The 25,246-nt window shown below is 61.0% G+C and carries 20 protein-coding genes; 3 read left to right on the plus strand and 17 right to left on the minus strand.

The window, feature by feature from the left end:
• Nucleotides 1-104: 104 nt before the first annotated feature.
• Both pbpC and ACVTFQ_RS25215 read right to left on the minus strand, forming a co-directional pair.
• A complete protein-coding gene (gene pbpC, locus ACVTFQ_RS25210) occupies nt 105-2,195 on the minus strand; it encodes a penicillin-binding protein 1C (RefSeq protein WP_470424150.1) in 2,091 nt (696 codons plus the stop codon).
• Nucleotides 2,192-7,666 (minus strand): alpha-2-macroglobulin family protein, encoded by a 5,475-nt coding sequence (locus tag ACVTFQ_RS25215; protein ID WP_470424151.1) that lies wholly within the window; start codon nt 7,664-7,666, stop codon nt 2,192-2,194. Before ACVTFQ_RS25215 ends, pbpC begins: the two co-directional genes overlap by 4 nt.
• A gap of 292 nt (nt 7,667-7,958) precedes the next feature.
• Here ACVTFQ_RS25215 and ACVTFQ_RS25220 point away from each other — a divergent pair, with 292 nt between their 5' ends.
• On the plus strand, nt 7,959-8,366 hold the full coding sequence (locus tag ACVTFQ_RS25220; protein ID WP_112981522.1) for a response regulator: 408 nt from the start codon (nt 7,959-7,961) through the stop codon (nt 8,364-8,366).
• A 73-nt stretch (nt 8,367-8,439) separates the two neighbouring features.
• Here the strand turns inward: ACVTFQ_RS25220 and ACVTFQ_RS25225 are convergent, their stop codons facing one another.
• The 7 genes from ACVTFQ_RS25225 to ACVTFQ_RS25255 all read right to left on the minus strand — a co-directional run bounded on the left by ACVTFQ_RS25225 (nt 8,440) and on the right by ACVTFQ_RS25255 (nt 14,562).
• A complete protein-coding gene (locus ACVTFQ_RS25225; RefSeq protein ID WP_313760914.1) occupies nt 8,440-9,042 on the minus strand; it encodes a HupE/UreJ family protein in 603 nt (200 codons plus the stop codon).
• A gap of 123 nt (nt 9,043-9,165) precedes the next feature.
• The gene (gene copD, locus ACVTFQ_RS25230) at nt 9,166-10,044 is read right to left on the minus strand and encodes a copper homeostasis membrane protein CopD (RefSeq protein ID WP_313760913.1); all 879 of its coding nucleotides are present in this window, start codon (nt 10,042-10,044) and stop codon (nt 9,166-9,168) included.
• Nucleotides 10,041-10,409 (minus strand): copper homeostasis periplasmic binding protein CopC, encoded by a 369-nt coding sequence (gene copC / locus ACVTFQ_RS25235; RefSeq protein ID WP_313760912.1) that lies wholly within the window; start codon nt 10,407-10,409, stop codon nt 10,041-10,043. The genes copD and copC overlap by 4 nt, the downstream gene beginning before the upstream one ends.
• A 56-nt stretch (nt 10,410-10,465) precedes the next feature.
• Nucleotides 10,466-10,969, minus strand: a complete 504-nt coding sequence (locus tag ACVTFQ_RS25240) for a copper chaperone PCu(A)C (protein ID WP_470424152.1) — start codon at nt 10,967-10,969, stop codon at nt 10,466-10,468.
• Between the two features lie 143 nt (nt 10,970-11,112).
• A complete protein-coding gene (locus tag ACVTFQ_RS25245; protein WP_470424153.1) occupies nt 11,113-11,517 on the minus strand; it encodes a hypothetical protein in 405 nt (134 codons plus the stop codon).
• Nucleotides 11,518-11,620: 103 nt separating this feature from the next.
• A complete protein-coding gene (locus ACVTFQ_RS25250; RefSeq protein ID WP_313760909.1) occupies nt 11,621-13,162 on the minus strand; it encodes an O-antigen translocase in 1,542 nt (513 codons plus the stop codon).
• 92 nt (nt 13,163-13,254) lie between these two features.
• A complete protein-coding gene (locus ACVTFQ_RS25255) occupies nt 13,255-14,562 on the minus strand; it encodes a polysaccharide biosynthesis/export family protein (RefSeq protein ID WP_409527968.1) in 1,308 nt (435 codons plus the stop codon).
• Between the two features lie 475 nt (nt 14,563-15,037).
• On the opposite strand from ACVTFQ_RS25255, the gene ACVTFQ_RS25260 reads away from it, so the two are divergent.
• Entirely contained in the window at nt 15,038-16,573 is a 1,536-nt protein-coding gene (locus ACVTFQ_RS25260) for a GumC family protein (protein ID WP_470424154.1), read from the plus strand.
• A gap of 110 nt (nt 16,574-16,683) precedes the next feature.
• Nucleotides 16,684-17,415, plus strand: coding sequence for a CpsD/CapB family tyrosine-protein kinase (locus ACVTFQ_RS25265; protein ID WP_409527967.1), 732 nt, complete (start codon nt 16,684-16,686; stop codon nt 17,413-17,415).
• Between the two features lie 33 nt (nt 17,416-17,448).
• Here the strand turns inward: ACVTFQ_RS25265 and ACVTFQ_RS25270 are convergent, their stop codons facing one another.
• From ACVTFQ_RS25270 to rhaS, 8 genes are all read right to left on the minus strand, one after another.
• Nucleotides 17,449-17,949 (minus strand): hypothetical protein, encoded by a 501-nt coding sequence (locus ACVTFQ_RS25270; protein ID WP_470424155.1) that lies wholly within the window; start codon nt 17,947-17,949, stop codon nt 17,449-17,451.
• 103 nt (nt 17,950-18,052) lie between these two features.
• Nucleotides 18,053-18,820 (minus strand): FAA hydrolase family protein, encoded by a 768-nt coding sequence (locus tag ACVTFQ_RS25275; RefSeq protein ID WP_113177463.1) that lies wholly within the window; start codon nt 18,818-18,820, stop codon nt 18,053-18,055.
• Between the two features lie 85 nt (nt 18,821-18,905).
• Complete coding sequence (locus ACVTFQ_RS25280) at nt 18,906-20,288, minus strand: FGGY-family carbohydrate kinase (RefSeq protein ID WP_113177462.1); 1,383 nt, start codon at nt 20,286-20,288, stop codon at nt 18,906-18,908.
• A complete protein-coding gene (gene rhaM, locus ACVTFQ_RS25285) occupies nt 20,285-20,605 on the minus strand; it encodes an L-rhamnose mutarotase (protein ID WP_113177461.1) in 321 nt (106 codons plus the stop codon). Before rhaM ends, ACVTFQ_RS25280 begins: the two co-directional genes overlap by 4 nt.
• Nucleotides 20,602-21,615, minus strand: coding sequence for an ABC transporter permease (locus ACVTFQ_RS25290; RefSeq protein ID WP_112435419.1), 1,014 nt, complete (start codon nt 21,613-21,615; stop codon nt 20,602-20,604). The genes rhaM and ACVTFQ_RS25290 overlap by 4 nt, the downstream gene beginning before the upstream one ends.
• The gene (locus ACVTFQ_RS25295; protein WP_113177510.1) at nt 21,612-22,613 is read right to left on the minus strand and encodes an ABC transporter permease; all 1,002 of its coding nucleotides are present in this window, start codon (nt 22,611-22,613) and stop codon (nt 21,612-21,614) included. The genes ACVTFQ_RS25290 and ACVTFQ_RS25295 overlap by 4 nt, the downstream gene beginning before the upstream one ends.
• Before the next feature lie 10 nt (nt 22,614-22,623).
• Entirely contained in the window at nt 22,624-24,159 is a 1,536-nt protein-coding gene (locus tag ACVTFQ_RS25300) for a sugar ABC transporter ATP-binding protein (RefSeq protein WP_113177460.1), read from the minus strand.
• Nucleotides 24,160-24,230: 71 nt separating this feature from the next.
• On the minus strand, nt 24,231-25,226 hold the full coding sequence (rhaS, locus tag ACVTFQ_RS25305) for a rhamnose ABC transporter substrate-binding protein (protein WP_018896530.1): 996 nt from the start codon (nt 25,224-25,226) through the stop codon (nt 24,231-24,233).
• Nucleotides 25,227-25,246 lie beyond the last annotated feature (20 nt).

Below are 25,246 nucleotides of genomic sequence, written 5' to 3' on the forward strand. Positions count from 1 at the left end.
TGTATCTCCTGTGCCTGACAAGGCAGTGGAGATGCTTATCAACCTTCCAGCAACTGGAAGGTCAAGTGCAAAATGCATGTCTCTTGACGGCGGTCAAAACCGGCTCAATCGATGAAGACGCCGACGCTTGCCGCGCGCCCCATCGCATCGATCACCGTAAGCTTCGAATAGCCGCCGCCATCGGGCGTCCACTGGTTGGTGCGCCGCCGCGACAGGTCGGGCAGAGGTTTGCCGTTGGCGAGCCAGCGGAAGGGCGCGCGGCCACCTTGCAATTTCAGCATCAGCGGCGAGAGCTCGCCGCCTTTTGCCAGGCCTTGGGCGCCAAGATCGACATGCGCTCCTTCAGGCGGATAGACGATCTGCGGCGCCGGCTCACGGCCTGAGGTGGCCAGCAATCCGCTGGGATTGATGGCAAAGCGGCGCTGGCTGATCGGCAGCTGCGCCTGCGCGATGCGCACGGCGCCGGACGGTGGGCGCGGCAGCGGCGTCGTCGCGATACCCGACTTGGCGAAGCCCTCGAACAGGATCGGCGCGGCCGTGCCATAGCCTGTCAGCCCGGGAGAGGCGCCGTTGTCAGGGCGACCGACCCAGACGCCGAGGACATAGCGACCGTCATAACCAACCGACCAGGCGTCGCGGTATCCGTAACTCGTGCCGGTCTTGTAGGCGATGCCGCGCTGCGGCGCGGCGGCGGGCGGGATGACGCCCGAGAGAATATCGGCGACATTCCACACCGCGACCGGCTCCAGCAGCGCCTCGCCTTCGATCTCTCCGGGCTTTCCGGATATGCCGTCCCCGATCCTGACCGCCTGCCCTCGATTGGCGAGCGCAGTATAGAGCTGCACCAGATCCTTGAGCGTGAGACCGACGCCACCAAGCCCGATCGCAAGTCCCGGCGTTTCGTTGGCCGGCAGCAGCGGGCGCACCTCGGCGCGGCGGAAGCGGATGAGGAGCTTGGCCGGGTTGACGGCATCGAGCAGCTTGACCGCGGGCACGTTGAGCGAGAGCTGCAGCGCATCGCGCACCGTCACGTCACCCTGGTAGCTCATATCGAAATTGCGCGGCCGGTAGCCGAAGAAATCCGCCGGCCGGTCCTCGATGATCGTCTCCTGGCTGACCAATCCCTCCTCGAAGGCAAGGCCATAGATGAATGGCTTTAGGGTGGAGCCCGGCGAGCGCGGGACACGCGTCATGTCGATCCAACCGGATCGGCTGGCGTCGAAATAATCGGCGGAGCCAACTTCGCCGACAATATCCCCGGTCTGCGCATCGGCCATCACTATCGCCAGCGACAGCTTGGGACCAAGTTTCAGCGCGGCCGCCTTGGCGACAGCCTCCAGTCCTTCCTGCACCCGCTTCTTCAGCGTGGTCCGGTATGGCGACGCGTCCGGCGCCTTGCGCAGCGCCGCTTCGCCGACATGAGCTGCCAGCGCCGGCAGTTGCATGCGTTTTGCAGGCACAAGCGTCGCCTCGGCGCGCTCCGCCTCCCCTTCCCCGATAGCATCGACAACCGCGACGCGTTCGAGCACGCGCTTGCGCGCCGCTTCGGCGGCCTTGAGATTGCGGTCGGGACGGCGCTTTTCGGGAAGCTGCGGCAATGCCACGAGGAGCGCTGCCTGCGCCGCCGTCAGCCGCTTCGGCTCCTTGCCGAAATAGGCAAGGCTGGCAGCCCGGACGCCCTCCAGGTTGCCGCCATAGGGCGCATGGGTCAGATAGAGGTCGAGGATCTCATCCTTGGACAGGCGTCGCTCGATCTGGATCGCGCGCACCACCTGCAGCAGCTTTGCCGAAAGCGATCGCCCCTGACGCGGCTCGATCAGCCGCGCGACCTGCATCGAGAGCGTAGAGGCCCCGGAAACGATGCGGCCGTTGGTGACGAGCTGCAAGGCAGCGCGGCCGATCGCACGCGCGTCGATGCCGCCATGCTCGTAAAAACGCCGATCCTCATAGGCAACCAGCATGCGCAGGAATTGCGGATCGACATCGCCGACATCAGTCTTCAGACGCCAGCGCCCCTCCGGTGTCGCGAAAGCGCGCAAAAGCTCTCCGTCGGCATCGAGCACCTCGGCAGATACGCGCGCCTTGTCGAGCGGCGGCGGAAATGCCTTGTCCGCCGCGTCGAGCGCGATCAGCCCGGCGCCGGCGATTGTCACCGCCGCCACAACGCCAACTGCGATTTTCCGCCTCAGTCTCATGGCTGTGCTGCCACGACCTCCATCTTGCCGGTTGCCGTCCGCGCCGAAAGCTGCGGCCGGTACATGTCCTCGACGTTCGCGGCCGGGTGATCGTAGACGCCGGGGGTCACGGCGCGCACGACGTAGGCGACGTTGATCTCGCGGTTGTCATCGGCGCTGCGATTGAAGGCGGCGACGAAGCGATCGTTGCGGAACTCGGTATGCGCGGCCGTCACATCGCCGATCCAGTCGAAGTTGGTCAGCTGCGCGCTGTCGACAAGGCTCGGATTGTCGATCTGGAAGCCGGCCGGCAAGAGATCGGTGATGACGATGCGCGATGGCCATTTGTTGCTCTCGGTGACATGCAGCACGACGACGTAGCGCTCGTTCTGCTTCGCCTCCGAGACATTCGCTTCCTCCCCATCCAGCGTGTAGTAGCTGCGCTCGATGGCAAAGCCATCGCCACCTGCCGGCAGCGGCGTCACCGGTGCCGCAACGGTCGTGACGACAGCCGAGACGGCATCGCTCGTCTGGTTGGTCAGCGTCAGTGCGTGCTCGGCCAGCGCCTCGCCGTTCATCCGCGCCATGTAGGCGCCGTTGTGGAGCGCGCCGTTGACGTCGATCTTCAGCGAATCGTCGCCGCCCTGGATGGCGCGGGCGGCGAGCAGCATCCAGGCCTGTTCCTGGGTGCTGGTGTACTTGCTGCGCTCCCACTCCTTGGCCACTGCCTTCGCCAGTTCCGGCACGATCGGCGGCACCGGGCGGCTTTCGGCGGCGAGCGCGAGGATGGCGGCGCCATCTCTGAGCACCGAGCCGTAGTCCGTGCGCGACAGGTTCACCTTGGTGACCATCGACTGGGCCGACATCTGCAGCGCATCGACGAAGATGTTCTTCGACCGCGTTGCATCGCCATAGAGTGCCAGCGCGGCCGCGATATGGGCCTTGGCGAGCGGCGTCGGGAAATCGTTGATCATCGTGTCGGCATAGTAGCGCAGATCACTGATGGCGGCCTTCTTGTTGCGCGCGAGCACATAGAGCGCATAGGCGATCTGATCGCCCTGATCCTTGACGTTGACGTCATAGCTCAAGGCGTTCTGCAGGTTCTCGAGCGCCTGCGCGAGCGCGCGATCCGGCACGTCGTATTTCTGTTCGCGGGCCCGCGTCAGGAAATCGGTCACGTAGGAATCGAGCCAGAGATCGCCGCTATCCGGCCCCCAAAGGCCGAAACTGCCGGCGGATGCCTGGTAGGACAGAACGCGATAGATGGCGTCCTGCACGCGCTTCTTGATATCGGCATCGCCATCAAGACCGACCTGCTCGGCAAGCTCGCTCAGATAAAGCAGCGGCAGAGCTCGGCTGGTCGTCTGTTCGGCGCAGCCGAAAGGATAGCGATCGAGCGACATCAGCAAAGCCGGAATATCGAAGGCAGCCGAGCGCGTGACGTTGACGCTGACCGACGCGCCCGGAAGGACGCTATCCGCCAGAAGCGCCTTGTCGATCGTCAGCTTCGCGCCTGGCTTGAGCGCCAGCACGCGACGCTCCGTGACCGGCAACACCGCCGGCCGGACGGGGACATCGAGGCTCTGGTCAAGCGACAGGCCAGCCGTATCCGACAGGTTGATCGAAACGATACCGTTGCCCGGCTGCAAGCCGGTAACCGCCAGCGTCACCGCCTGCTTCGCGCCGGCATCCAGACGGATCGTCTGAATGGCCTTATCGATACCGACAGAGTCATTGCCTGTGACGGCAAGCTTGTAGTCGCCGGCGGGCGCATCGGTATTGGCGATATCAAGGCGCAGTTCGGACTTGTCCCCCGGTGCCAGGAAGCGCGGCAGGCTGGCCGTGACGACGACAGGATCGCGAATGATCACGTCCTGCATGGCATGGCCGACACCGGACTTGGACCAGGCGACCGCCATCAGGCGCGCCGTGCCGTTGAACTGTGGAATATCGAAGCTGACATGCGCCTTGCCTTCGGCATCCAGCTTCAGCGGACCGGAGAAGAAGGCGACGAGCTTCTGCGTCGGCGGGCTTGCCTGCAGCGCGATCGCGCCGCCATCGCCGCCTGTGCGCAGCTTGCCGGTGGCGCCGAGCGAGCCGTCGATCAGGCGGCCATAGAGATCGCGGATCTCGAGACCGAGCTGGCGCTGGCCAAAATACCATTCTTCCGGGTTCGGCGGCTCATAGCGCGTCAGGTTCAGAATGCCGACGTCGACTGCGGCAACGGTGACATACGCGTCCTCGTTCGCGCCGGCACCCGCAACGGCGAGCGTGATCGGCAGAGGGCCGCGCGGCAGCATCTTCTCAGGTGCCTCGATCTTGACCTGCAAGGCCCGATCCTCAGGATCGACCTTCAGCCATTTCACTCCAATCGCGCGCATCGGCATGTGACTGTCCTGGGCATCGCCCGGGCGGAACAGCGTCGCGGTCACATAGGCGCCCGCGCCCCAGTCGGCGGTAACGGGGATATCCACCTCGCCGCCCGTCTCGCCGATCGCCGCATTCTGCACGGCAACCAGCATCTCGGTACCGGCGGCGATCATGAGTTCGCCGGCATAACGCGAGGAGACCTTCAGCTTCGCCGTCTCGCCGACCTTGTAGCTATCCTTGTCGAGCGCGATCTCCAGCCCATCGGGCGTTTCCGTGGATGTTGCCTGCACGAACCAGCCGGCGTCGAACTCCACACTGGAGGTCGGTCCGTCCGCGTTGGTGCTTTCGACCTCGAGGCGATACCGGCCCCATTGCACGGGCGAGGCGATCTTGGCGCCATCGATGCCGGCATCGACATTGCCGTTGCCCACCTGCTCGGCGGTATAGACCGGCTCATACTTCCAGGCCGTGCCATCGCGATACCACTGATAATCACGGTTGAGCTTGAAGAGCTTCCAGCGAAGCCCCTTCATCTCCTCTTTCGCACCATCGGCGCTCACACCGATGACGGTGAAATTGGCGATCGAGTTCTCGCCGAGATCACCCGAGAATTCCGGCTTGATGCCGATCATCGGACCCTGGTTCTGCACCGGCAGCACAAGCGAGCGCTCGATCGCGCGTCCGCCCGCTTCCTGCATTCGGATATAGACGGTCGCGTTCAGAAGCTGCGTCGTTGCCGGCAGCTCGCCAACCGTCAGATCGGTGACGCCTTCGCCCTTTTCGTCGAGATCCGGCAGCCCCTCGATCGACTGGCGGGAATCCTCGCTCGCTTCCTCATCGGCAAGGCCGAAGAAATAGCCCGGGAACGCATCCGCCTGGCGTGTCGGCTTAATGACGACGTCGCCTTCGAGCGTGAGCCCGGCGGCGGGTGCCCCATAGAGATACTTGCCCGAGATATTGATCGTCGCCGGCGTGTCCGGTCCGATCACCTTCGCCTCGGTCTTCAGCTCCATGTCGGTCCGATCCGGCACGAAATCGTCGACCAGGAAGCTCTTGCTCGCGATCGGCGAACCCTTCGGGTCGGTATGGATGTTCATCGTCCAGGTGCCGCGCATGGCGTTGTCCTGTACGGCGAAATCGACGTTGTAGCCGCCGAGATTGCTGGTCTGGCTGACGATGCGGCGATCTTCAACGCCATCAGGACGCATGAAGATGAAGGTCAGCGGCAGATTTTCGATCGCCTTGCCATCCGTATCGCGCGCCAGCGCCGAGGCGTGAACCGTTTCGCCGACACGGTAGATCCCGCGCTCGGTGAATGTCAGCACGTCGATCGCGCCGGGCGATGCGCGGCCGGTGACGCCGCGATCGGAGAGGTCGAAGCCGGCCCGCGTCATGTCGAGGAAGACGTAGTCCGACGTCCCGTTCTTCGCCGTGATGACGGCAGGCGTCAGCGCCGACGTCCCGCGGATCAGGCCGGCGGTGAAGGTGGCGCGGCCGTTGTCGTCGGTCGTGGCGGTGCCGAGCACCTCGTTATTCTTGGCAAGAAGCTGCAGCGCGACACCGGCCATCGGCTTGGCTGATGCAAGCGAACGGGCGAAGACGTTGAGGCCGTCGGTCCCGGCGTAGGTCGTCACGCCGATATCGGACACCACGAACCACTGCGTGGCCTGCGAATTCCATTCCTGGTCCGGCCCCGTAGGCGATGTCGCCGTCAACACGTAGACGCCGGGCTTGCGCTCCGGCAGCGCCTCATCGACGGGGAAGCTGGTGACGACGTCCTTGTTCAGGTCATTGGCGATATCGATCGCCCCCTGCCAGACCAGCTCACCGCTTTCGTCCTCGATCCGCTGGGCGCTATAGCCATCCAGCTGGGTGAGGAACTGCGAGCTGGTCAGCAACGGCGCGATGCCGCGATCGCCGATACGGTAGAGCTTGAGGTTGGCCGAGGCCATGTTGACCGAGACGATCGGGATGCCGCGACGCGCCGTCGATGGCAGCACGAAGCTGTCGCCGGTGAAGCGGACGCTCGCCGTGCGATCCTTGACGTAGATATCGAGGCTGACGGGCGCCTCCAGAACTTCGTCGACCGACGAGGGAAGGCCGGTACGGAAGGAAATCTTGTAGTTCTCGCCATGCGTCAGCCCCTCGACGCAGATCTGCCTGTCCTTGGTTTCAAGCGCTTTCGGCGAGGCTCCGTTCAGCGTCACGAACGGCGTGTAGTCGGTCGTCTTGACCAGCGATTCCGAGAATGTGACGCAAGCGCGCGGGGTCGCGCTATCGGCATCGACGGTGTGATCCGTGATACGGAAACCTTGCGTCGACTTCAGCTGCAGGTAGGCGGCCTGAACTTCCTTCGAATTCACCAGCGCCAGGCTTGCCTTGTAGGCATTGAGCGCGGCCCGGTAGTTTGCGTTCTTCTCCAGCGCCACGGCCAGAACAGCAAGCGCATCGGCGCGGCTGGTCGTCGTCCGCGTCAGGTCGTAGCCATTGATGGCGGCGAGCACGGCCTGGGCATAGATATCGCTGCCATTATTGTCGTCGGTCTTGACGAAGCTGTCGCCCGCGCGCGCCATTTCGAGCCACAGGTGCGCATTGTCAGGCGTAAGCGCGAGTGCGCCCCGGAAGGACTTCAGGGCGTCGACCACATTATTGGCCGTGAGGTCGATCCGCGCGTTGGCGATGAGGCTGTCGGCGGATTGCCCCTGCTGGTCATCGGCGAGTTCGAGATTGGCCTTGTCGTCGCGCGCCTGTTGCAGCACATCGCCCGAGAGGAAGCCGATGCGGGGTGCCGCGCCGAGATCCGGCTCCTGGCTGCCCGTTGTCTCGACGATCTTGCCGGCAATGGCGCCCGGGAAGGCATTCATCGTCTTGAAGTCGGATTTCAGGAAGCACCAGCTGGCCTTGGGGTTATAGGTGAAGGCCTTGCACGACTTGTCGCCAATGCACGAGGCCTTGCACTGGTCGAGCGTGACATTCTGCTCGCTGCGCAGATCAAAGCCGAAATAATCGGCATCGCGCACGGTTTGTACCTGGCGCTTGGTGTCCGCGGAAAAGGCGGGTGAACCAATTAGAGCGGTCGAAAGAACAACGGTTACGGCTGTCAAGAACGCGCGTGCGAACATAGGTTCCCCCCAATATGCTGGCGCCTCATTTGCCGGCAACTCTCCCCACTCGCATCCCTGTTGTCAACTCGGATGGAGCGTCGCCCTGCAGTAAATCTCAATCATGTAACAGCACCATCAAGACGGGCTGTGGATCGACGGGCGCGCGTGCGCCACGAGGCAGTAAAATTAGCGTTTTGTTAATATTAACAATACTTTAACAGAAAATAAAGCTGTCCCGCGCCGGAACATATCTGTTGCCGAGCCGTTTTCTGTCCGAGTTCTGGTGAAAATGAGTAACAGGGGGCCAAGTATGGGCACCGGCGTTGAGTACAGTTCACAGACTGAAAATAGCACCAAGCAGCGTGTCCTGATCGTCGAGGACGAGCTCTTCATCGCGCTTGATCTCGAGGAAACGGTAAAAGCCATGGGCTTCGACGTCGCCGGCCTGGCGAACGGTCGCGATCAGGCGCTGCAGCTTGCGCGTGACGCCGATATCGCCTTCGTCGACGTCAACCTCTCTGACGGACCGACCGGCCCGGAAATCGGCCGTCGCCTGGTGGAGGAATTCGGGGTAACCGTGGTGTTCATGACCGGCAATCCCGAGGCCGTGGCGGATAAGCTGAACGGCGCGCTTGGTGTCGTCACCAAGCCGGCCATGCCCTCGACCGTGCAACGCACGCTCAGAAAAGCAGCGGAACTTCGCCGCGGCTTGAACTAAAGACGCGGAGTTGTCTCCGCGAAACGTGGGATAAGGAGCCGATGAAAGCACCTCATCCCGGAGCATAGAGCAATCAGATAAGACCGGTCAGCAGGCCGATCCCGGCCAGCGCCGCGAAACCGCCGGCGGAACGCGCGACGAGAGCGCCTTTGGCATCACCGGCCCGTGCAATCGCAAAGCCCATAGCAAGACCGATGGCGTGCAGCGTGGCTGTCGCGATCATGAAGCCGGCGGCGTAAGACATGCCTGCAGCGGCAGCCGGCATTTCGGAACCATGCGCATGACCGTGGAAAACGGCGAAAAGACCAACCAGACCGGCGGCAACGGCAACCGGCGCACGAACGTTAAGCGCGATGACGGCGCCGAGAACGATAACCGAAAGCGCGATCCCGGCTTCAACGAAGGGGATCGAGATACCCATCATGCCGAGCGCTCCGCCCAGGCCCATGACGGCAACGAAGGTGGCAGGCACCATCCAGACCGCGCGGCCGCCAAGCTGCCAAGCAACGACGCCGACCATGATCATGGCGAGGATATGGTCGAGCCCGGACATCGGGTGGCTGAACCCATGCGCGAAGCCAACCGCCTGACCGGCGCCCGGATGGGCGAATGCAAGCGATGGCGCAAGCAGGATAGCCGCAAGCGCGGCGTTGAATTTGATGCTTTTTGAAAACATGATCGTCCCCATTATCGGTATGCAGTGTTGCGCTGAAAATGACATGGAGAATCAAGGCTTCAAAGCGAAAAAACAGGCAGCACCGTTATTTGACGTAGATGGATTGGCCGGCGGCTTTCGCGCCTAGCGTGGCTGCAACATGCCGAACCAGGCGACGAGCCCGACAACCGCCAAGCCGAGAACGATCTCGGTGATGACGCAGATCTTCAGCGGAAGAAGAGAGTGATCTCGGGCGAATTTCGGCACGAAGACATAGCGATTGACGATCGCAATCAAGACCATTGCAGCCACCACCGCGATCTTGGCGCTCAGCAGGCGCTGATAGCTGAACGACCAATCCGACGGCACTCCTCCGAGGATAAGCAGCGTGTTCGCGGCGCCTGAGAGAAGCACGAGCGCAACGGCGACATGCCCCGCCGTCGAAAACCGCATGACCGCGACGCGCGCATCGGCCTGCAGCGTGCCGCGTCCAAGCATCGGCAGGATCAAGAGCACCGGCACGAGTGCACCCAGCCAGGCACCGCCGGACAGAAGATGCACACCATCATTGATGCGGTGAAGCACCCTAAGCCAACCGCTGTTCATCGCCGCGTGGCCGCTCAGTGTAAGGCTGAGCAGCAAAAGCGCCGAGCAGGCGGCCCGTCCCATTTGGCGATACCTAGACGGAAGAACCACTGTCGCGCCAAGCAGCACCGCGCCGACGGCCTGGACCATCCAGGCTGTCCCGACATCCGTCTGGGTGAGCACGGCGCCGAGCATCTCCGGCGCCAGCATATCGGACCACCCGTCGCCGATGATCGCCGTGCGCAGCGGCAACATGGCAACGGTGGACGCGAACGCGACTGCGATTGCAGCCGCGCTCAACCACCGCAGCCGGTCTCCTACAATGCGTGCAAGTTCGGGCGACACGAGCGCGCAGAGATAGGCGGAGCTACCCCAGATCAGGATAACAGCGGCGTCGAATAGAAGGCGGCAGACGATAAGGGCCGCATCAGGCGTCACGGCTTGACCGTGAAACCATAGCTGCCCTTCGTCTTGTGGCCATCCGTCGACAAAACATGCCACTCGACAACATATCCGCCGGCTTCAAGGCTTCCCGAAACAGGCACCGTGAGCGTCTTTCCGTCGTCCGACAGCTTTGAATCGCCGGTCGGAACCTGCTTGTCGCCGGCACCGGCAATCGTCGCGCCCGAGAAGCGGAGGTTAAGCTCCTCGGAGAAATGCAGCTCCACCGCTGCGGGGGATACTTGCACCGTGGCCTTGTCGGCGGGAACGCTCGACGTCAGATGCGCATGGGCGCTCGCCTGCCCTGCGGCAACAAGAGTGGCAACGAAGGATGCGATAAGGAATTTGCTCGTTCTAGACATAGGATTGCTCATTGTAGTGATTTGCTGATTGCTGATGACAGTCTAATGCCTGCCGCCTATTGCGGCTTGGACATATCGCTCATCCCGGAATGACCATCCATCTTCATGGCGTTGGCGCCGCCTACCGCGAATTCGACATCGACCTGTCCAGCCTTTTCAAAGGTCAGGGTCGCCTTGACCGTCTCGCCTTGCTTGAAGGGCTCGGCGACATCAGTGAACATGACATGGTAGCCGCCCGGTTTGAGATCGATCGTCTGCCCCGCCGGAATGACGAGGCCATCAGCGACGGGCCGCATGGTCATGACGCCGTTGTTGACGCTCATCTGGTGAATTTCAGAGGATTTGGCGCGCGTCGAGATGATGCCGACGAGCTTGTCGTCGGCCTTGCCCTTGTTGGTGATGCTGAGATAGCCGCCACCGACTTTCGCACCGGGCACCATGGCGCGGGCGTGTGGATTGGAGATCTCGATGTCGCCTGCGGTGACCGTCTGTGCGCCGGCGGGCACACCGAAAGTAACTGCAAGAAAGAGAATGGCCAGAAGGGCTGTAAGCTTCTTCATGATGATTGTTCCTGCCAGAGCGACCGCTGTTTCAGGAGGCTCGCGTGACCAACATGTCATGCGGCATCGGCAGCGGACGGATGTGTGAGACAGACTGGATATCGATGCGGGGTAACCGACTAAGCAGCGAACCGCATGGCAGCTCAAACTTGAGCAACGCCCAACGGAGGCCCTCTGGGACCGCCCCCGGGTGATAAAGGCCTGCTTTCATCGACCGCGGAGCCGCGGCGCGGGCCAGGATTGGTGAGGATCGCGATGCCTCGCCATGCGACAAAAGCGGGAGCCGGCAGGACGGTCGACGCGCTGATCCGGCAAGCCTCGCAGCCATGCGCGTGGACCTTACTGTTGTGATGCGTGGGCTGCGCCTTGTCGACCGTGCAGATAACGGGCGCGGTTCCATCCGGCAGCACGAACTCGGAAAGCTCATCGGGGATGAACTCGCCATCGGCAAAGGCCGGCGCCTGATGCGCGAAGCCCACAAGGACCAGCGCAACGACGCAGCTGATACGCACCAGCCATCGAACTATGCCTGCTTCCGCCGCTTTCACCTGAGTCCTCACCGCTCACTCGCATCGTCTTTACGCAAAATGCCGGCAAATCTCAATGCGACAGTTTAGGCAATCAGCAGGCGCTGCCGGGCTGTTGCCGAGCTCATGGGACTTGGCGTACGGAGCCCGACCAGGACATTGCAGCACGGCCAAACCTGGTTCTAACCACGCGCGGCAGCGCTTCGGGCGGCAGCAATTCGGCGAGGGTCTTGAGCGAGTAAAGCCCGGTTGCAGCGGTGGCGACCAGACCAATCGAGCTCGCCAGCCACAGCGGCAGGAACTGGAAGCCCAGAGACACCATTCCCGAAAGCGGCAGATATACAAAAACCAGAACACGATTGATCGCGGAATATCGAAAGCCGGTATAGCGCCGGGCAATCCAATAGATGAGAATGCTGTGCCAGACATAAAGGCCGAAGAAGGCAATACCGGCGCCGACCGTGCCGAAACTTTTCACGCAGATCCAGGCAAGCCCGACATGAACGATAGCCGCCGCCACTTCAGTCCAGAAGAAAATCCTCTGAGCGCCCTTGGCCAGTATGATGAAGCCGATCGGCCATGCGACGATGCGGAGCATCATGCCCAGGCAAATCCAGCGCAACAAGTCTACCGCCGCGTAGAACGCCGGCGAGTAGAAGACATGCATGATGACAGGCGCAAGCGTGAGTGTGGCGAGCAGCCCAGGGCCAGCCAGGAGCACGCTCACCTGCGTCTGTTCGTTGACGAGGCGGTTGCATTCGCCGTCGTCATTGGCGACGCCGGTCAGGCGCGGATAAAAATCCGTGCCCATCGCTTGCAGGATGAAGCCTGCATACAATCCACCGAGCGACCATGCGGCCTGATAAAGCCCAGCCGCGACGATGCCTGCCTCGTCCAACACGATGATGCGGATCGCGTAGGCGCTGCCAAACGTCAGGAAGCCGCTGACCATGAAGATAAAGCCAAGCTTGAACAGACCGGCGGCCTCCAAGCGTAAATCCGTGAATGACAGGCGACACGGATTGATCTCGATCTTGCGGCTGTACCACCAAGAAGTCGCCAGCGTTGCGGCGGCAATACATACAATAGACGCCACTATGCCTCTTTCACCGTAAAGATAGATAATCGGGATACTGATGACAGTGCTGAAAAACGCACCCAGAATGCTGAGGCGCGCGAGCCCGGCGATGTCGCGCACGCCTTGAACAAGGGCCGTCTGTCCTCCTGACATGACCTGGAAGAGGATTACAATGGACAGCAGCCGCATAGCCGTCGCATGCTGGTCGTCGCCGAATGTCCACCTGGCGATCGGCGCGGCAAGCAGCGCCATCGCCAGTGTTCCGAGAAGCCCCAGCACCACCGAGATACGCCTCAGCGCCGTCGCCGTTCTCGCGATACGATCAGGATCGTCGCTACCAACGGATTCGGCGATCTGGCGGACGCCGCTGGCGTTCATCCCGAAGCCCGCAACGGAATGGACGATGTCGACCGTGGCGCTGTAAAGGCCCATTAGACCCACGCCCTCCGGCCCAAGCAGGAGCGCCATTGCCTTGTTGCGAATGATCGAAAAGCCGATATTCACAACTGATGATCCGCCGATCAAGACCGTGGATTTCAGGATTTGAGTGTAGCTCTGTCGTCCAGTTGCGTTCACATCCGTGACCATCAAGGCACGCTAACCCTCTAGCTCGGCACGCTCTTTGGGTAGCGGCCGCCAATACGCAATACGCTTTTGGTTCTCCCGCCAGATGATAATAGTCATCGACTGGCTTGGTCAGCGCCGGTGACGGACGAAACCTGCTCGATCGGTTTCGCGGTTTGCAGGGGAGGCCGGGTTACCTTGACGACATCGCCGGGCATGAGTGTCGTCGTCTCGGATGCGGAGATCTCGTTTGCCGTTCCGTTTTCCGTGCGCACGATGACAAACGTCAGGACAGGCTTCCCGTCCTCGCTTGCGACTCCACCGAGAGATGACAGGCTGTCCAACACCAGTTTTTGACTGGTTTCACGCTTGAGCTTCAGTTGGACGAGGGCTGCTCTTTCCGACTGGAGATCCGACGCAACTTCCGTCTTTCGCTCGTCGTAAAGCGCCTGCAGATCCCTGGTCGTCTGGCTGATGCTTTGGCGAGCGCGCATGATCGCAGTGCTGATGTCCAGCCGGGTGTCTTGATAGGTTCTGAGCGCCCGCTCGACCTCGCCCTGCCGGGTCGCTACCACAGCGCCCTTGGCAACGAGCATCGCGGTGCTATCCACCTGTTGCTGGATGGATTTGATATTCTCGTCAGTACTCTTGGTCTTTTGTTCGAGAACGCCGATTTCCTCGTTGAGCAAATCTCGCAGCTCGGAAAATGACTTCGCCTTTCGATCAACAGCGTTCGCCCTGGCTTCGAAAATCACCTTCTCCTGATTGTAGACAGCTGCGGCGAACGGTTCGGCCTTGTCGGGCTGCCGTGAGAAATCGACCGAGGTAGCTCCCGCCATCTCAGCTTCCAGGCGCACGATCTTGGCGTTACTGCGCGTGATGGAATCGTCCAGTTCTTTCAACGCGCCGGCCAACCGCGTCACCTCGCCGGCGCCCTCGAGGGCGAGGGGCGCGCGAAACTCGCCGCCGCCCAAAGCGAGCGCCTGCAAGACAGTCAGCCCCGAACTGAATTTATACTCACCGGGTCTGGACACATCCCCAACGACATACACCGGCGGATATTCGAGTACCTGGACAGTTGTCGCCGGCGCATCGACCAGTCCGATCTTTTCCTTGAGACGTTTGCCGATTTCCGCGGCCAAGCCGTCGTCGTCAAGATCGCCGACAGCAACACTCCCCAGCACCGGTACGGACACCGTGCCGGCATCCGAAACAGTGAGATCGCCGCCGATGGAGCCCCATTGTTCATAGACGCCCTTGGTGGGCATCCATTGCACAACGCTCAGCCTGATCTTGGTGTGGGGCGGAAGCGGAGCGCTCGCGGCGGCACCGGCGAACATCGCCGTCCCCAGCGCAAGCAGGGTCAGCAACCTGCCCAGCCGTGTGGGCTGATGGCGACCTGTCGAAAAACGCATGCATTGCATGACCATGCCCGATCATTCCTCATCCTGGCGCGAAAATGCTCAAAATACTGCGGAGCCCACCTAGTCATTCCTTGCCTGTAATCAGAATATCGGGGCTTAATCGAATTTCGCAGAACTATTATTCATTATATTACTGCTTGAGATCAATATCTCCCTATCTACCAAAATAGACTAGCTTCCGCCTGCTCTCGGTGATCGAGTGACCCATAAAAATGCCGCAAAGAAATAATTAGCGCGAACACACGAAGTATCGCGGGCAATCGCGACAGAAAATACCCATATTTCAATGTATAATTTCCTATATACTAAACTTTATTTGAAATTAAACTAAAAAAATCCCAAACCCTGTCCAAAGGTACTAGCAACCGTGGCGCGGCATCCACTATCGACGAACTACCCTCCAGTGGGGAACTGATCGAAAATGTAGGCAGGTAAAACACCTTCAGCTTCTCAGGATCAGTCAGGCGAACTTGTAATGGGTGATATTGATATTCGTTTCTACTTGTCGATCCTGCTAAGGCGACTGCCGCACATCATAGTTCTCACCGTGATCACGACAGCGATTGCGCTGGCGTTCGCTCTGCTGATACCGAAGTCCTACCAGTCAACCGCGAAAATTCTCGTCGAAGCGCCGCAGATACCGACCAATCTTGTCAAGTCGACGGTGCCCACGAGCTCGCTTGAGCAGTTGCTGATCCTGCAGCAGCAGATGACGACGGGCGACAATCTGGTCCAGCTCGCCGGCAAGCTGGATGTCTACGGGGTCGACCAAGACAAGCTTTCAAGGGACGCGTTAATCAAGGACATGCGTTCGCGGATCACCTTCAATCAATTGCCGCTCGGCGATGGAGCAACGACGGTTTTCAGCGTCGTCTTCGAAGCAGGAACACCCGAATTGGCCGCAAAAGCCGCCAACGAGCTTGCGTCATCGATTCTGTTTGACAACCAGCGGCAGCGCACCGACCGCGCTGGCGATACGCTGCAGTTCTTCAACGACGAAGTGAAACGGCTCGATGTCGACCTGAACCGACTTGAGGACGAGCTTCTGAAATTCAAGACCGAACACAAAGACACCCTTCCCGAAAGCCTTGAGTTCCGCCGGCAGCGACAGGCCAGCCAGCAGGAACGCCTGGTGGCGCTGGAACGTGAGGAAGCGGACCTTCGCGCGCGGAGAAGCCTGTTCGCGGAAAATGCCATCGCCACAGGCAACATCGGTCCGCTGAGCACCGAGCAGCAGATGTTGCTGGATCTGAACAGGGCGCTCGCCGAACAGCTGGCGATCTTCTCGGAAGACAGCCCCAATATCGTCAACCTGCGCGCCCGCATCGCAGCCCTGCGCGGCCGGGGTGCTGCGAAGCCCACCGGCGAAGCCGGCAAGCAGGGCGCCTCAGCTGTCGATCTGCAGTTGGCGGACATCGACAAACGACTGGAGGCGATTGAACGCGAACGTGCGACCCTGACACAGAGCATCTCCGATCTCACGAAATCAGTCAGCGAAACCCCCGCGACGCAAACGGCGCTGAATGTCATCGAGCGCAATCTCGGAAACATTCAGACACAGTACAACACCGCAATCGCACGACGCGCTGAGGCATCGCTTGGTACGCAGATCGAAGCGCGCTCGGACGGCGGACGCTTCTCCTTGCTTGAAGCGGCCAAGCCGCCGGAAACGCCGGTGAAGTCGAAGCGCCGGATGATCGTGCTTGCCGGCGCCCTCGGCGGGATGGGTCTTGGTCTCGGCCTTACCTTGCTGCTTGAGCTGATGAACCGCACGATCCGCAGACCATCGGAACTGAGCCAGCTCCTGCAGCGTCAGCCGCTCGGCGTCATTCCCTACATCGCGTCACCTGCGGAGACGACGGGCGGTTTCTATAACAAGCGGATTGCGGCCGCCGCCGTTTCGGCAAGCGTCATCCCCGCCTTCCTCTTGATCATCCATTACTTCTACGCGCCGTTGGCGAGCGCTTTTCAAAGGCTGCTATCCGGCTTCATGAAGCCCGGTTCGATGTAACGCAAGACCACTGAAACCGATCAGCGACATCGAACAGAAAAGTTGAGGCAAACCCTATGGAACAGACTCTGGTATCGTCGTTTTCGCAAGCGCTCCAGGAGAAGAATAACATGTCCACAGCGCCTTCGCGGGAGATCAGCGAGATAGCCTGGGAGAAGCTTCAGCCGTTCACCCCTGATGCGAGCCTCGTTGCACGAAACCGTATCGTCACGGTCAATCGCTCCGACACAGCGCACAGCGCTTTCGACATGATGCGAACCAGGATCCTGCAGAACATGCGGGAGAACAACTGGACATCCGTCGCCATTACCTCGCCCACACCAGGCTGCGGAAAGACCTTTACCGCGCTCAATCTGGCCTTCAGCCTCGCGAACCAGAAGGACTGCCGGACAGTTCTGCTCGATCTCGACATGAAGCGCCCCCAGGTCGGCAAGACGCTCGGAATGCGCGATGCCGCATCAATGGAATCTTTCCTGCGCGGCGAGTTGCAGGCCGACGACATATTCAGACGTCATGGCGACAATCTCGCCATCGCGGCCAACAAGCAGTCTGTCCAGTTTTCCGCGGAATTGCTCCAAAGCGCCGCGTCAACTCAGGCGCTTCAGGACATGCGTCGGAGAATGCGTCCTGATATCGTCATCTACGATCTGCCGCCGATGCTTTCCACCGACGACGTTCTGGCGTTCCTGCCAAATGTTGACTGTATAATCCTGGTCGCCGCGGCGGAGCAGAGCACTCTGAGCGAAATCGACATCTGTGAACAGACGCTTACCGAGAAAACAAACGTGCTCGGTGTCGTGCTGAACAAGTGCAAGTTCAGTGCCGAAAAGTACGGCTACTAGCAAAATCGGTACGCGGCGCCACGACGCACATCACTAGTTGCGTTGCAGGTTGATCTCGCTTGTAACGACCTGCTTGCCGGACGAGGGGTCCTTGTCGACCGTTCTGATCCGCAGCGTGTTTGCGCCCGCGCGCCGGATTGTCATGGTCGCAGCACGATCGCCGTTTACAATTCTGGACCATGTGACCGCAAGCTCGATGGCATCCCCACGCCTTGCTCCGTTCAGTGTGGAAACCCTACCCGAGGGACCGATGTAACGGCCAGCGTAACTGCCGCCGGTGGCTTTCAGCTGCGCGGAGACCGCACGCGAGACCACCAGCATACCGGTGCATTTGCCATCCATCGATAGCGCTTCACCGTTGGCTTTCGATTGAAAACTGCAGCTTAGATTGATCGGAGAAGACGCCGTTGTCCGCTTCATCATCCCGCTACCGCTCCAGCTGCCGGCTAGCGACTTCAGAAACGGCGACTCGTTGGCGAACGCACCCCCAGCGGTGCAGACAATGAGCACGCACAAGGCGAGACGTTTCACCATCACATCCTCCCGAAGTTCAATCCGGGAGAATGCGTGAGCGGCGCCAATGTTCCGCGTTTTTGTCCACCGCCGATACAAAAGCGGAGAACGACGCGTCTCTCAATCAAACGATCGAAAGGCTGAGACGCGTTTCGTTGCCGAGTAAGATCTCGATTGGGCCGCGCGAGGTCAGTTCGATCGCGCCGCACAGCGTGCCCGTAGTGATCAGCGCGCCTTTCTTCAGCGAGGTGTGCGGGCGCAGCTTGTCATTGGCGTAGGCAAGCAGCCATACCAGCACGTCGTCGTTCGGATGGCGCGCCAGGGCGTCATAGATCACCTGCTCGCCATGCGTCACCTTGAGCGTCGTATTGCCGACGGTGTCGACGATGCTTTTCGGAAGTGTCGGACCCAGAACATAGCCCTTGTTGCCGATGCGTTCGGCCAGATAAAGCAGGAAGGAGACCTGCCCGCTTTCCACAATGCTGCTTGCCAGAAGCTCGGCGCCGAGATGGCAGTCTGCGATCGCCTCGACGATCTCCTCGCGGCTGTAATCACCGTTCTGACGGACCGGGAGATCCTGTCCCAGGCGAACTGCCACTTCCGCCTCGAACTTCATGCCCGGACGCCAGGAAATCGATGCGCCGGAGACGGCCTCGAAATAAGGATGCAAGGGTGCCAGGACAGGCTCGCCCGACGGCGACATGGCCACCTTCCAGGCATGCGTGGATATGCGCTCTTCGGCGGCAAGAAAATTCTGCGCGTCCATCGCTTCGCGCAAAGTCGCGGGCAAAACGAAATCCGCCGTCGGTGCTTTTTCGCCTGACTTTTCAAGGCCACTCAAACGCGCGGCCAATGCCCGCGGATCGAAACCCTCGCCGGATGAAACTGTCATGTCGTGCTTTCCTCACCTGGTATGAAATGCGCTTCAACTCTACCGGCATTCATAGATGGCGCAAATAGTCGATCCGGAAAGAGTCTTATGCTAGCGCGGCGTACCAGCGACGCCGATAGTCATGCAAGTGAAAGATCTCGCGCGGCGGAAAATGCTTCTCTTTGCCTGTCATCGGCGCAATTCCAGTCAGAAGTGCAGCGCCGGCGCTTGTGCCCGTCGAGCCGGGAACGGCGATCACATCCCGTCCAGTGAGCGCTGCGACCACATCGAGATAGGTCTCGTTCAACGAGAACGGACCCTCTACGACAAGGGGGCCGCCGGCGCCGATCAAGCCCAGGCACGCTTCGGTCATCAGTGCCAGATAGAGGCAGACCGCAGCGTAGCGTTGGGCAGCATTCGCCGTGTCCGCGTTTACCCAACGCCGCTCATTACCCGGGAATGGCCCAGACCCTGGCGCTACGTTGGGCAGGAGCATCATGCCTGTTTCGATGACACCGGGCATGGCCGCGACCGCGTCCTCGACCGCCACGGGCCCGATCTCGGCCGACAGGATTTCGAATTCGCGCCCCCCCATGAAGCGCGAGGACGGAACGGCCCGCCCGTAGGCATCGACATTGGCAAGCGTATCGCGCTTCGGATCGAGATGGTCAAGATCGCCACCAACACCGAAGTTGACCACCCACGTACCCGTCGAGACGACGGCGAACGGGGCCTGTCGGCTGACCAGATGCGGCAACAGCGAAGCGTTGGAATCGTGGATGCCGCAATAGACGGGAACCGGTTTGGAAAGCCCGATCTCCTTGGCGATGTCAGGCAGCACGGGTCCGAGCGCATCGAAAGCCGAGCGGATCGGCGCCATCAGCGGTCTTATGCCCAGCGTGTCTACGAGACTGGAATAGCTCGAAGCGCGCGGGTTCCACAGATCCGTATGACAACCGAGCGACGTTACCTCGTTCGCCGCGACACCCGTCAGCCGCGCCGCCCAGTATTGGGCGTAGGTGACGATGGTGGTGACATTGGCGAACGCCTCTGGAAAGGCTGTCTGCTGATAGTGCAGTTGTGCTCCGATGTTCAGGCCCATCGACTGGCGCGGCGAATAGGTTTCGTCGAATGACGGGCGCAGCGCGGTATAGGCGTCGACAATCTCGCGCGAATATTCGTGCTCATAATCGAGCACCGGCATCGCGAGCGCCCCATCCGTAGCAAGCAGAGCGGCGCTGGCACCATGCGTGGTGATCGAGATAGCATCGAAACCGGGCGAAACGGCAAATCGCTTCAACGCGTCGAGCGCGAAAGCCCACAATGCCTCCACATCATAATGCGGATAGAGACCGGATTTGATCACCACGTTCGGGGTCTTGACGACCGCAACCTCGGCGCCGGTGGCGCTGTCGAGCACGACGACCTTGGCATTCGTCTTGCCGATATCGAGAACCGCGACGCGGGCGTAGCTCTGGCTTGAGGTCATGGCATATGAAAGACGGTGACGAGGTCGGTCTGAACAGGCGAATTATCCGGATTGGTCGCCATGATATCGCGCATATGCGCCCACCAGCGCTTCATCACGGGGTGCTCCGGCAGGCTCGACAGCGTGTTGTCGCTGGTGCGCGTCAGAACGCCGAACAGCGTATTGGTCTCACGGTCGAGATGGATGGAATAATCGCTGGCGCCGGATTGGTGCAGCAGCTCGACCAGTTCCGGCCAGATTTCGTCATGGCGCTTGATATACTCGGCTTCCATGCCGGGATTGAGCGTCATCTTGAAGGCGTGTTTTTCCAGCATCATTTCGAACTCATGGCTTTGATACGGCGAGCGATAATCGGGATCGCGATGGTGATGATCAAAAGCAGGCCGATGAAGATCGACATGACGATGCCGGGAACGTTAAGCAGGCCGAGACCGAAGGTGACGAGGCCCATGACGAAGGCCGCGATGACGACACCGCCGATCTTGCCGGAGCCGCCGAGGATCGAGACGCCGCCAAGAACCACCATGGTAACGACTTCGAGCTCCCAGCCTTGCGCGATCGACGGGCGCGTCGAGCCGAGCCGCGAGGTCAGGCAGACCGAGGCGATGCCGCTCATCACGCCCGTCAGCATGAAGAGAATGAACTTCACCCGCTCGACAGGGATGCCGGAGAAGCGCGCGGCGAAGTCGTTGTTGCCGATCGTGTAGACTTGGCGGCCGAAATTGGTGGCGTGCAGCAGGATGGCGAACAGTATCGCCAAGACAATGAAGAGCACGAACTCGAAGGAGAAGACCCAGACGACGTAACCCTGCCCGAAGAAGGCGAAATCCTCGGGATAGTTGCCGTAAGCCTGATCGCCCAGCACGATGTAGGAGATGCCGCGAAACAGGCTCATCGTGCCGATGGTGACGACGATAGAGGGAAGCTTCATCACTGAGACGAGAAAGCCGTTGAACATGCCGCAAAGCAGACCGACGCCGACGCCTATGGCGACAAGACCCGGCGCGCCGACACCCGCCTGCGCCGCGGCGCCCATGGCGGTAGAGGCCAGCGCGATGATGGCCGCGACCGACAGGTCGATCTCACCGGATATGACGAGCAGCGCCATGGCAAAGGCGATCATCGCCTTTTCGGTGAAGTTGAAGGTGGCGTCCGAGAGGTTCCAGGCATCCAGGAAGTAGGGCGATGCCAGCGAATTGAAGATGAAGATGACGACGGCCACACCGAAGAGCAGCACTTCCCAGCTGGACATGATCCGCTTGAAGGGCGTTCCCAGGCGATCCGGGATGACGCGCTTTTCGGTGGGCGTGGAAACGACGGTGCTCATGCTGCCACCTCTGCTGGAGTTTCCGCGGCGGCCTTGTCGCGCAGGATGATGCGGCCACGATTGCGCTCGCGCCTTGCGTTGAAGACGACGGCGAGAATGATGACGGTGCCGGAGATCGCCATCTGCGTGAAGGGCGAGATGCCGATAACGGGGAGCGCGTTCTTGATCACGCCGAGGAAGAGCGCGCCGAGCACGGTGCCAAGCACCGATCCGACGCCGCCGGCGATCGATATGCCGCCGATGACGCAGGCCGCCACGCTATCGAGCTCGAAGCCATTGGCGATATCGACATAGGCGACCGCATAGCGCGACACCCAGAGATAGCTTGCAAGACCGGCAAGCGCGCCCGACAGGACGAAGGCAAGGAATTTCGTCCAGCCGACATCGATACCGGCATAGACGGCCGCAGTCGGATTACCGCCGGCTGCATAGGTGGAGCGGCCGAACTGGGTGTACTTCAGCACGACATAGATCAGCGCGACGATGATGATTGCGGCCCAGCTCAACACCGGCATGCCGAGAACGACGGTGCGGGGAACATTGAGAAAGGTCGGCGTCATCTGGTGCGCGTTGACCCACTCGCCGCCCGAGAGCACGAAGGCCATGCCGCGATAGATGGTGAGCGTACCCAATGTCACGACGATCGGCGGGATCTCGAGTGCCCAGACGAGGAAGCCATTGATGGCACCGAGGCAGGCGCCGATCAGGACCGCGGTGAGGATCAGGACGATCAGCGGCAGATCCGGATGCGCGGCGTTCAGCATCGCGATCGCCATGCCGGTGAAGGCGAGGTTGGCGGCAACCGACAGGTCGATCGATTTCGTCAGGATGACGGTCATCTGCGCCAGCGCTAGGATGATCAGGATCGACGTGTCGTTGAAGATGCCGGCGAGGTTTCCTGGTGTCGCAAAGCCGTCGGCGCGGGTCGAAAAGGCGCCGATCATCACCGCGATGATGATGAAAAGCAGCGTTTCACGTTTTCTCAAGAGTCTGGACATGCTGGTTACCTCAAGCATTGCCGGTGGCAGCGCGCACCAGCGTTTCCGGCGTCAGGTCCTTGCGCTCGAAAAGGCCGGCCGACAGGCCCTCCTTCATGACAAGCACCCGGTCGGACATTCCGATGATCTCCGGCAGTTCCGATGAGATCATGATGATGGAGAGGCCCTCGGCGGCGAGCTCGCTGATGAAGCCGTGCACCGCCGCCTTCGAGCCGATATCGATGCCCTTGGTCGGTTCGTCGAGAATGATGACCTTGGGCATGGTTGCCAGCCACTTGCCGATCACCACCTTCTGCTGGTTGCCGCCCGATAGCGTTCCGACAGGAACCGAAAGCGCCGCCGCGCGCAGATCGAGCCGCTCGGCATATTTGCGGGCAAGCGCGAATTCGTTGGCCGCCTTCAGGAAGCCCTTGCGCGACGTGCGCCCGAGCGATGGCAGCGTCATGTTCTGGTAGATTGGCATCGGCAGCGCCAGGCCGTGGCGGCCGCGCTCTTCCGGCACATAGACGATGCCCGCCCTGATGGCGTCGAGCGGCGAATTGATGCTGATCTCCCGGCCATCAAGCGTGAGCTTACCCGATAGCGGCTTGGTAATGCCGAACAGGGACTGACAGAGCTCGGAGCGGCCGGCGCCGATCAGGCCGTAGATGCCGAGAATTTCGCCCTTTCGCAGCGTCAGCGAGATATCGCGGAACTCGGTCTGGTGGGAGTATTTCTCGACCTGTAGCACCGGTCCGCCGATCGCGACGTCGATCTTCGGGAACGCGTTCTCGACATCGCGGCCGACCATCATGCGGACGATCTCGTCCTGTGGTGTGGCTTTCAGATTGCCGTGGCCGACAGCGCGGCCGTCGCGGAAGACCGCGAAATTATCGGCGATCTCGTAGAGTTCGTCGAACTTGTGGCTGATGAAGAGGATCGCCTTGCCCTGCGCCTTCAGGCCTTCGACGATGCGGAAGAGATCGTCGATCTCCTTGCGTGACAGGGCGGCCGTCGGCTCATCCATGATGACGATACGGGCCTCGATCGACAGTGCGCGCGAGATGGCCACGAGGTGGCGCTGCGCGATCGAGAGGTCCTTCAGGCGGATCGTCGGATCGATATTGCTTTCAAGCGAGGTGAGCAGCGCCTTCGCGCGGCTGTTCATCAACTTCCAGTCGATGGTACGGAAACGCGTGCGCGGCGCATGGCCGAGGAAGATGTTTTCGGCAACCGTCAGCTCGTCGAAGAGGACGGTTTCCTGATGGATCGCGGTGACGCCGGCATCGATCGCGGCCTGCGCATTGGCAAACGTCGTCGGCTTACCGTCGACGAGGATTTCGCCTTCGTTCGGGCGGTAGATGCCGGTGAGAATCTTGACGAGGGTCGACTTGCCGGCGCCGTTTTCGCCGATCAGCGCGGTGACCTTGCCGGGGTAGAGCGCGATGCTGACGTTATCGAGCGCCTTCACGCCAGGGAAGATCTGCGAGATGCCGCGCATCTCGAGAATTGCGGGTACGTCGTTTGTCGCGACGCTTGCAACAGGGTGTTGAAGGGCGTTGTTCATCAGCGCTTACCAGTGTTCATTGGGAAGGGCCCGGCGGCAGTGCCGCCGGGTTTTGTCTGTCCGCGAAAGGCTTAGAAAACCTTCGAGAACTGGTCGATGTTCGACGCGTTGTAGATGAACGGGTCGGCCATAGCGGCTTCGCCCTTGTCGTCTACCTTGATCTTGCCCATGCGGCCGGCTTCGATTTCGGTGCCCGGTGCGCCAGTCGCGTCACCCTTTACGAGGTGATAGGCGATCTGCGTTGCGGAGTAACCGAGGTCGATCGGGTTCCAGATCGCAAATTCCTTCGTCGCACCAGACTTGATCGCACCAGCCATTTCCGACGGCAGGCCGAGACCTGTCACGTAGACCTTACCGACGAGACCCTTGTCTTCGACGACCTTGGAAGCGGCCAGAACGCCGACCGTCGTCGGAGCGACGATGACCTTGACGTTCGGGTTCGACTTCAAGAGGCCTTCAGCTTCACGGTAAGACTTGTCGGAGAGATCGTCACCGTAAACGGTAGTGACGAGGTTCATGCCGGCGAAGTCCTTGAGCTGCTTCTTCATCTCACCGATCCAGATGTTCTGGTTCGTCGAGGTGGTTGTTGCAGATAGGATCGCGAAGTCACCCTTGCCGCCTTCCAGATGATCCTTGACGAGCGTCAGGCACATCTTTCCGATCAGTTCGTTGGACGACGGGTTCAGCTGCAGGATACGGCCGTCCTTGTTGACGCCGGAATCCCAGGAGATGACCTTGATGCCGCGCTGCTTGGCCTTCTTGAGGGCCGGGATGACAGCGTCCGGATCGTTGGCGGAGATCGCGATGGCGTCGACGCCCTGTGCGATCAGCGAGTTGATGACTTCGATCTGGCCTTCGGCCGTCGTCGAGGTCGGGCCGGTGTAGATGACTTCCACGCCACCGAGTTCCTTGGCTGCTTCCTGGGCGCCCTTGTTGGCGGCTTCAAAGAAGCCGTTGCCGAGCGACTTGACCACGAGGCCGATCTTGATGTCCTTGGCGCTTGCAGCACCTGCCATCAATGCGACGGCAAAGGCGACGCCCACCGCCAGTGTCTTTGCGAGTTTCATGCTTTCTTCCTCCCACGTTG

This window comes from Rhizobium sp. O111 (assembly GCF_055616315.1).

Bases quoted from the DNA above. Each gene is read 5' to 3' on its own strand.
- pbpC (WP_470424150.1), bottom strand. From the start codon at position 2,195: ATGAGACTGAGGCGGAAAATCGCAGTTGGCGTTGTGGCGGCGGTGACA.
- ACVTFQ_RS25215 (WP_470424151.1), bottom strand. From the start codon at position 7,666: ATGTTCGCACGCGCGTTCTTGACAGCCGTAACCGTTGTTCTTTCGACC.
- ACVTFQ_RS25220 (WP_112981522.1), top strand. From the start codon at position 7,959: ATGGGCACCGGCGTTGAGTACAGTTCACAGACTGAAAATAGCACCAAG.
- ACVTFQ_RS25225 (WP_313760914.1), bottom strand. From the start codon at position 9,042: ATGTTTTCAAAAAGCATCAAATTCAACGCCGCGCTTGCGGCTATCCTG.
- copC (WP_313760912.1), bottom strand. From the start codon at position 10,409: ATGTCTAGAACGAGCAAATTCCTTATCGCATCCTTCGTTGCCACTCTT.
- ACVTFQ_RS25240 (WP_470424152.1), bottom strand. From the start codon at position 10,969: ATGAAGAAGCTTACAGCCCTTCTGGCCATTCTCTTTCTTGCAGTTACT.
- ACVTFQ_RS25250 (WP_313760909.1), bottom strand. From the start codon at position 13,162: ATGGTCACGGATGTGAACGCAACTGGACGACAGAGCTACACTCAAATC.
- ACVTFQ_RS25255 (WP_409527968.1), bottom strand. From the start codon at position 14,562: ATGCAATGCATGCGTTTTTCGACAGGTCGCCATCAGCCCACACGGCTG.
- ACVTFQ_RS25260 (WP_470424154.1), top strand. From the start codon at position 15,038: ATGGGTGATATTGATATTCGTTTCTACTTGTCGATCCTGCTAAGGCGA.
- ACVTFQ_RS25265 (WP_409527967.1), top strand. From the start codon at position 16,684: ATGTCCACAGCGCCTTCGCGGGAGATCAGCGAGATAGCCTGGGAGAAG.
- ACVTFQ_RS25270 (WP_470424155.1), bottom strand. From the start codon at position 17,949: ATGGTGAAACGTCTCGCCTTGTGCGTGCTCATTGTCTGCACCGCTGGG.
- ACVTFQ_RS25275 (WP_113177463.1), bottom strand. From the start codon at position 18,820: ATGACAGTTTCATCCGGCGAGGGTTTCGATCCGCGGGCATTGGCCGCG.
- ACVTFQ_RS25280 (WP_113177462.1), bottom strand. From the start codon at position 20,288: ATGACCTCAAGCCAGAGCTACGCCCGCGTCGCGGTTCTCGATATCGGC.
- rhaM (WP_113177461.1), bottom strand. From the start codon at position 20,605: ATGATGCTGGAAAAACACGCCTTCAAGATGACGCTCAATCCCGGCATG.
- ACVTFQ_RS25290 (WP_112435419.1), bottom strand. From the start codon at position 21,615: ATGAGCACCGTCGTTTCCACGCCCACCGAAAAGCGCGTCATCCCGGAT.
- ACVTFQ_RS25295 (WP_113177510.1), bottom strand. From the start codon at position 22,613: ATGTCCAGACTCTTGAGAAAACGTGAAACGCTGCTTTTCATCATCATC.
- ACVTFQ_RS25300 (WP_113177460.1), bottom strand. From the start codon at position 24,159: ATGAACAACGCCCTTCAACACCCTGTTGCAAGCGTCGCGACAAACGAC.
- rhaS (WP_018896530.1), bottom strand. From the start codon at position 25,226: ATGAAACTCGCAAAGACACTGGCGGTGGGCGTCGCCTTTGCCGTCGCA.